A 6,924-nucleotide genomic window follows, 5' to 3' on the forward strand; every position below is an offset into this window, starting at 1 on the left:
CACTGGCATTACGCCGATACCAAAAGCTCCACCGGAGAAGACCTGGTATATACCTACTGGAACTGGTTCAAGGACAAACTGCGTGAAAACGGTTTCAGCGACGATATTTCTTCAACGAATTTTGCGGCGATCGACACCCTGACCGATGCAATGATCAAGATCGGAAAGAGCAAGATTTCGCATACTATCCCCTCCTCGAAAACACAGCAGTATTACGAGATGATCGGTAAGTACCCTCAGTTTGTGTACGGCTGGGAAGATATCACGAAAAACAATGCCGCGCTCCGAGACAGCACCGGCAAAGCCAACGGCAATTTCGATGAAGACATCCGGAATGTGGTTTCCCCTGATCGCAACCAATACATGAATATGCGAAAACAGTCCAATGATAAACTGAAACTGGGGCAGGATGGAATAGACCTTATGATTATCAACCGGATGGTTTCAGCCATAGACGCGGCCCGGCTGGCCTACCATCACAACAAGAAGATCGATTCGGAGCTGAGCATGGTGCGTATGAGTATCGTACAGAAGCAGATAAACGATCACAAAGTTCCCATGCTCATGTTTACGAAAAAATTCTGAGGCAGTTTGTGAAAAGACCTGCAACCGGCATCGCCATTCTGGCGTTATTGTTCTTGTACATCTTTACTGCGGCGCCAGCCGGGGCCGAAGTGAAAAAAGATCACATGAAAGCATTCATGTTGTCGTTCCTGGTTCCGGGACTCGGGCAGTTCTACGCCGGTTCTCCCGGCTATGCCAAGCTGTTTATTGCAACGGAGCTTGCCATTTGGGGAGGGTATTATTATAATACCACCATGAAACAGGCTCGGAGACAGGACTACCTTGCTCAGGGCGCTCTTAAAGCCGGCGCCGATCCTTCTGAAACCGGCATTGCGTACCTGAATGCCATAGGTGCTTACAACTCATCGTTCGATTATAATCAGTCTCAGCTTCAAATGAATGATGTTCCCGTGCTCTATACAGGAAACAAGGGATGGAACTGGGACTCGGAGGCTGACAGAGTTCAGTTCAGATATTTACGGGAGCGTGAGCTCGATTATGAAAACAACATCAAGTACTGTATTGCAGGAGCGGTGCTGAATCATTTTCTTTCGGGACTGCAGGCATCCAGCCTGATCCGCAAGAGTTCCGCAAATAGAGCAGTAACTGTAAATGTATTAGAGAATGGACTTGCGCTAACCTATAGAAGGAGTTATTGACATTGTGAATAAAATCGCGGGTTATCTCTTCATTTACCTCTTGTTTTTTTCCGGAACCGCGCTGTCGCAGGAGTATTTCGGCCAGAACAAGGTGAATTATACTTCTTTTTCCTGGAAATATATCCCGACAGAGTATTTTGATATTTATTACACTGAGGGAGGATATGAGATCGCGCTTATCGCTTCCCGTATCGCGGACGACTCTTACAAGAGCATTTCGGCCCACTGGAACTATATCCCCAAGAAACGCATCCCTATTCTGGTGTTCAGCTCACATAATGATTTCTCCCAGACCAATGTATTGACAGATATCATCGAGGAAGGGACCGGCGGTTTCACCGAGCTGTTTAAAAATCGTGTGGTTATACCCTGGGAAGGCTCCTTGGATAAATTCAAGCACGTAATTCATCATGAGCTTACCCATGCCATCATGTTTGACATGCTCTACGGCGGCGTGATGCAATCCATAGTCAGCCGCGAGTACACTTTTCAGCTTCCCCTGTGGTTTGCGGAAGGTCTCGCGGAGCATGAAAGCCAGTACTGGGGCACGGAAGCTGACATGATCATGCGTGACGGCATCATCAGCGGTTATATTCCCCCTATCGAAAATACCTACGGGGGATACCTGGTCTATAAAGGGGGCGAATCCTTCTTCAGGTTCCTCCAGGAACAGTATGGAAGTCCCACGAAATGGATAGCCGGCGAGCTTTTGCAAACCCTCAGCGCCTCCAAGAATCTGGACAGGGCATTTAAATCGGTCCTCGGAAAAAGCATCGAAGACCTGTCAAAGGAATGGCAGAGAAAGCTCCGTACGGATCACTGGCCTGAAGTGGCAGGCCGTGAGCTTCCTGAAGATTTTGGAGTCAAGCTCACCGACCATGAAAAAGAGAAGAATTATCTGAACATCAGCCCTGAGTTCAATCCGACCGGCGACAAGATAGCATTCCTGAGCGACCGTAACGGGTACAAGGAAATCCTCCTCATGCGGGCGTCGGACGGAAAAATCCTGGAAACCCTGGTAAAAGGAGAAAAAGCGGGCGATTACGAAGAGATGCACTGGCTGCGGGGAGGAATCACCTGGTCGCCTGACGGCAAGATGATCGCGTTCGCATCGAAATCAGGCTCGCGCGATGCTATCCATATCAAAAAGGTGGATGACGGCGGTTTCGACAAGGAAATCAAACTCGATATGGGCGCCGTGTATTCCCCGTCCTGGTCTCCGGACGGCAGCAAGATTCTTTTCTGCGGTATAAAGGATGGGAAACTGGATCTCTTCACGGTAACGGTTAAAAACGGAGAAATCATGCGGCTGACCGATGATTTCTTCAATGAGGCGGACCCCTCCTGGAGCCCTGACGGAAAGCGTATCGTCTTTTCATCCGACCGGCGCGACCCTCCCTACGAATACACCCTGAATGACATAAAGGAAGATTACGATCTTTTCACTATGAATGCAGACGGTTCCAATATCCAGAGGATTTCCACAGGCCCATTCAACGACAGGAACCCTTCTTGGTCGCCCGACGGGAAGAATCTCGTTTTTACCTCTGACCGAAACGGGATTAACAATCTCTATTCCATAAATCTCGATGCGATGACGGTAACGCCTCTCACCAACCTTCTCACCGATGCCTCGGCGCCGGTCTGGTCTCCGGACGGGAATACCATTGCATTTACTTGTTTCAAGTACGGCGGCTGGGACGTTTACATTCTTAAACGCCCCCTCAAACGTGATATTAAACTGGAAAACATCACTCCCACCGCCTATAGAACCCTTGCATTGAAGCAGGCATCCTCTCCAAAGCAGAAGTCCGATGTCGTTCTTTCCGACACCGGCTCCGGACAGGAATTGGCAATACCGAGAACGGAAGAGAAATCATATTCCCTTAAATTCACTCCGGACATGATCAACGCCTTTGCCAGTTATAATACCTTTTATGGAATCGGCGGAATGGGGCAGGTTTCATTCTCCGATATCATGGGGGATCACCGTATCAATCTTGGTGCGCAGCTTCAATATTCGCTGGAAGAAAGCAATCTGGCTATATCGTACATGTATCTGAAAAAACGCACCAATTACGGATTTGGCCTTTTTCATTATAAAAAATACTATTATTCCACAAACTGGGATATTTTCAGCGACCGGATTTACGGCGGGTCTTTCATGGCTTCGCGCCCTCTTTCCCGGTTTGAGCGTCTGGAAGGCGCCATAAACTTCCTGACCGTCCAGCGCGATGCTTATTCCAGCTTGTACTACGATCCATATTACGGCTCCTTTCCCGGGGAAAAACAGAAGCTTGCCGGTGTTCGAACATTGGGGATTGATGCGAGCTTCATCCATGACAACGCTCTCTGGGAATATACCGGTCCGGTCAACGGATCACGGTACAAAGTCAACATCGAATACAATCCTCCGCTGGCTCAGACAGACCTTTCTTATACCACAGTAGAAGTTGACTATCGTAACTACCACCGGTTCGGCAATAAATATAATTTTGTGTCACGGTTGAGCGGAGGCTCCAGTTTCGGCCGTAACCCGCGCCTGTTCTTTCTCGGAGGCACCGATAACTGGCTGAATGCGAAGGTAACCTGGCTCGGCCCCGGAATCGAACAATCCCAGGATGTTTTCTTTGCAAGGTCACCCTATCCTCTCCGCGGTTACAACTGGAATGCATTTTATGGCGAGCATTATTTTCTCACCAACTTTGAATTTCGCTTCCCCTTCATCGAATACCTTTCCCTGGGCTGGCCTCTTCCGTTGACCATCGGAAACATCGGCGGGGTATTCTTCACCGACATCGGTTCTGCCTGGGGGAAAAACGAGCGAATAAACATAGGCACAGCCGATAAACCTCAATATATCAAAGTCTATAACGGAAGCTTCCGCGGGGGTGTGGTTGATGAAGCCGGAATTTTCAGGCTGAACGATATCAAAATGACCTGGGGATTCGGGATGCGTGTGAATCTGGGATTCGCCATCCTCAGGTTCGACACCGCTTGGCCAACCGATCTCAACCAGAATTTTAGCCCCATGTTCAGCGTAGCTCTCGGCCCGGATTTTTAAGCTTATTTTGTGATTGACACCGAACCATAGATTTCGTATTTTTAAGGACGTTGAAAAAGGGGTAGTAGCTCAGTTTGGTTAGAGTGACGGCCTGTCACGCCGTAGGTCGCGGGTTCGAGCCCCGTCTACCCCGCCAATAATAACTTTCTATAAATACAGGACTTGGGAATTGTACCCGAGTCCTTATTATTTCCAATTTATCTTCATCCCCCACACTATCTCCTCACTTGATTCACCATGAATAAGGTGATATATTTCTCCTGAATAATTCTGATTGACACCCCTATCCCCATGACCATTATGAAAAAAATTTTCTCTTCAATAAAAAACTTCGATATCCAAACTATTGGTTTAATCTTTGTACTTATCCTTGGAACATTGGTTGTCTATGGGCAGGTGCATAATTACTACTTTATAAATATAGATGATGACACCTATGTTTATGAAAATGTCAATGTAAAGAGCGGGTTGAATCCACAAAGCATAATCAATTCTTTCACCTCAACACATGGATCGTGCCTCTGGATACCTGTAACATGGCTTTCGTTGATCGTTGATTACGAATTGTTCGGATTAAATCCCGGAGGGTATCATCTCACAAATGTTTTATTTCATATAATCAATACACTCTTATTGTTTGCTTTTTTCAGGAAAACGACCGGAAATACCTGGCGAAGCGCTTTTGTCGCTGCTCTTTTTGCTCTTCATCCATTACATGTAGAGTCAGTTGCCTGGATTACGGAACGCAAGGATGTTCTCAGTATATTCTTTATGATGATGGCTTTGTATATGTATTCAAAGTATGTCGAACGTCCCTCTCTTCGTAAATATGTTCCGGTTATTGTGTTATTTTCCCTGGGTATTATGGCAAAACCAATGATTATTACTTTCCCGGTTTTATTGCTTTTATTGGATTTTTGGCCATTCGGAAGATTTAATGGCGGTGGAAAAGTAACGTTAAAGAATTCAAAATTTATGAAGGTTGCTAAAGTAACAATTAACCGAATTTTTATTGAAAAAATCCCATTTTTCATGATTTCGGCAATTGTTTTTATTGTCACTCTTGTTGTTGCAAAGGGGGGCAATGCATTAATATCATTAGACTCTCTTTCTTTGCCGCAGCGTTTACAAGAAGCCGTTTTATCATATGCGCTCTATATAGGAAAGATGATCGTTCCCCGCCACCTCGCGTTTTTTTACCCGTACAGAAGTGAAGCTGTCCCTTTATGGGAGGTATCGTGCGCTGGTTTGTTACTAATGGGTATAACAGTACTCGTAATTCGATTATCGCGGCGCTTCCCCTGGTATCCCTTCGGATGGTTTTGGTATTTAGTATCGCTTTTGCCTGTGATCGGGATTTTTCAGGCTGGCGAACAAAGTATGGCTGACAGATTTACTTATATGCCCCTTATCGGTTTGTTTGTCATGGGCGTCTGGGGTGTTTCTGACAGCATACATAACTGGGGTCAAAAAAAACTTATTTTATCCATGCTCATGATGGTAATCATTTTTATATATGGAACAATAACATGGGTGCAAGTGAAGCACTGGAAAGACACTTATTCACTTTTGTCCCACGCTCTTACTGTAACTTCAAAGAACTACCTGGCGCATCAATATATCGGGTATTACTACGCCAGGCACGGAAAGATCGAAGATGCTTTTACCCATTTCAATGAAGCGCTGAAGATCGATCCCAGCTTTGCTAGAATTCATAACGATTTAGGAGCGCTGTTAACCAGGATTGGCAAGTACGATGAAGCGCTCGCACACTTCCGGGAAGCATTGCGACTCGATCCAAATTACGCTGAAGTCCATGATAATATCGGAATTCTCTATGCTGGTCAAGGCAAGACAAACGAGGCGCTCATGCATTATAACGAAGCATTGAAGCTCAAACCCAACAATGACAAGGTGCTCAATCACATCGGCATACTCTGGTATAATTTCGGCAATAATGACAAGGCACTCGGGTATTACAATGAAGCATTGCGACTCAATCCAAATTACGCAGAAGCTCACGATAATATAGGAATTCTCTATGATAGTCAAGGCAAGACAAATGAGGCTCTCATGCATTATAACAAAGCATTGAAGCTCGATCCCAACAATGATAAGGTGCTTAAAGACATCGGCATACTCTGGTATAATATCGGCAATATTGATAAGGCGCTCATGTATTACAATGAAGCGCTGAAGTTGAATCCCGGCAACGCCGATACACACAAAAGTATTGGAATCATTTTATATAAAGAAGGTAAGAATAATGAGGCTTTTTCACATTTTTCCGAAGCGCTGCAAATCAACCCAAACATTGCAGAAGCTTATTTTTATATGGGAAATATTCTTGTACAACAAGAAAAGTATGAGGAGGCAATAATTCGTTTTAAAGACGCTATAAGACTCAAACCAGATTTGGTTGATGCTCGAACTAATCTGGCATATATTTATAAACGCCTTGGGAAAATAGATGATGCCACTAATGTTAAGTCAATGCAATAAAGTTGGATTCATATTCCCCCCTTAACAAGGGGGGATGCCAAAGGCAGGGGGGATTTCTTCTTCCCAGCGAATAAAGATCCCCCCGCCGCTTGAGCGGCGACCCCCTTTTTAAGGGGGTAAAAAGAAAAAGAAACT

4 protein-coding genes and 1 tRNA gene are annotated in these 6,924 nt (G+C 45.6%); all 5 read left to right on the top strand.

Annotation, left to right across the window (positions count from 1 at the left end):
- Positions 1-585: hypothetical protein (locus Q8O92_15300; GenBank protein ID MDP2984684.1), on the top strand; the 585-nt coding region annotated here is incomplete at its 5' end.
- A gap of 8 nt (positions 586-593) precedes the next feature.
- A complete protein-coding gene (locus Q8O92_15305; GenBank protein ID MDP2984685.1) occupies positions 594-1,223 on the top strand; it encodes a hypothetical protein in 630 nt (209 codons plus the stop codon).
- Positions 1,224-1,227: 4 nt separating this feature from the next.
- Positions 1,228-4,287, top strand: a complete 3,060-nt coding sequence (locus tag Q8O92_15310; GenBank protein MDP2984686.1) for a BamA/TamA family outer membrane protein — start codon at positions 1,228-1,230, stop codon at positions 4,285-4,287.
- Between the two features lie 58 nt (positions 4,288-4,345).
- A tRNA-Asp gene (locus tag Q8O92_15315) sits at positions 4,346-4,423 on the top strand.
- Positions 4,424-4,587: 164 nt separating this feature from the next.
- Complete coding sequence (locus Q8O92_15320; protein ID MDP2984687.1) at positions 4,588-6,789, top strand: tetratricopeptide repeat protein; 2,202 nt, start codon at positions 4,588-4,590, stop codon at positions 6,787-6,789.
- The last annotated feature ends 135 nt before the right edge of the window (positions 6,790-6,924 follow it).

This window comes from Candidatus Latescibacter sp., from assembly GCA_030692375.1.
Taxonomy (GTDB): Bacteria; Latescibacterota; Latescibacteria; order Latescibacterales; family Latescibacteraceae; genus JAUYCD01.

Coding starts and splice junctions, on each gene's coding strand:
- Q8O92_15320 (MDP2984687.1), top strand. CDS start 4,588: ATGAAAAAAATTTTCTCTTCAATAAAAAACTTCGATATCCAAACTATT.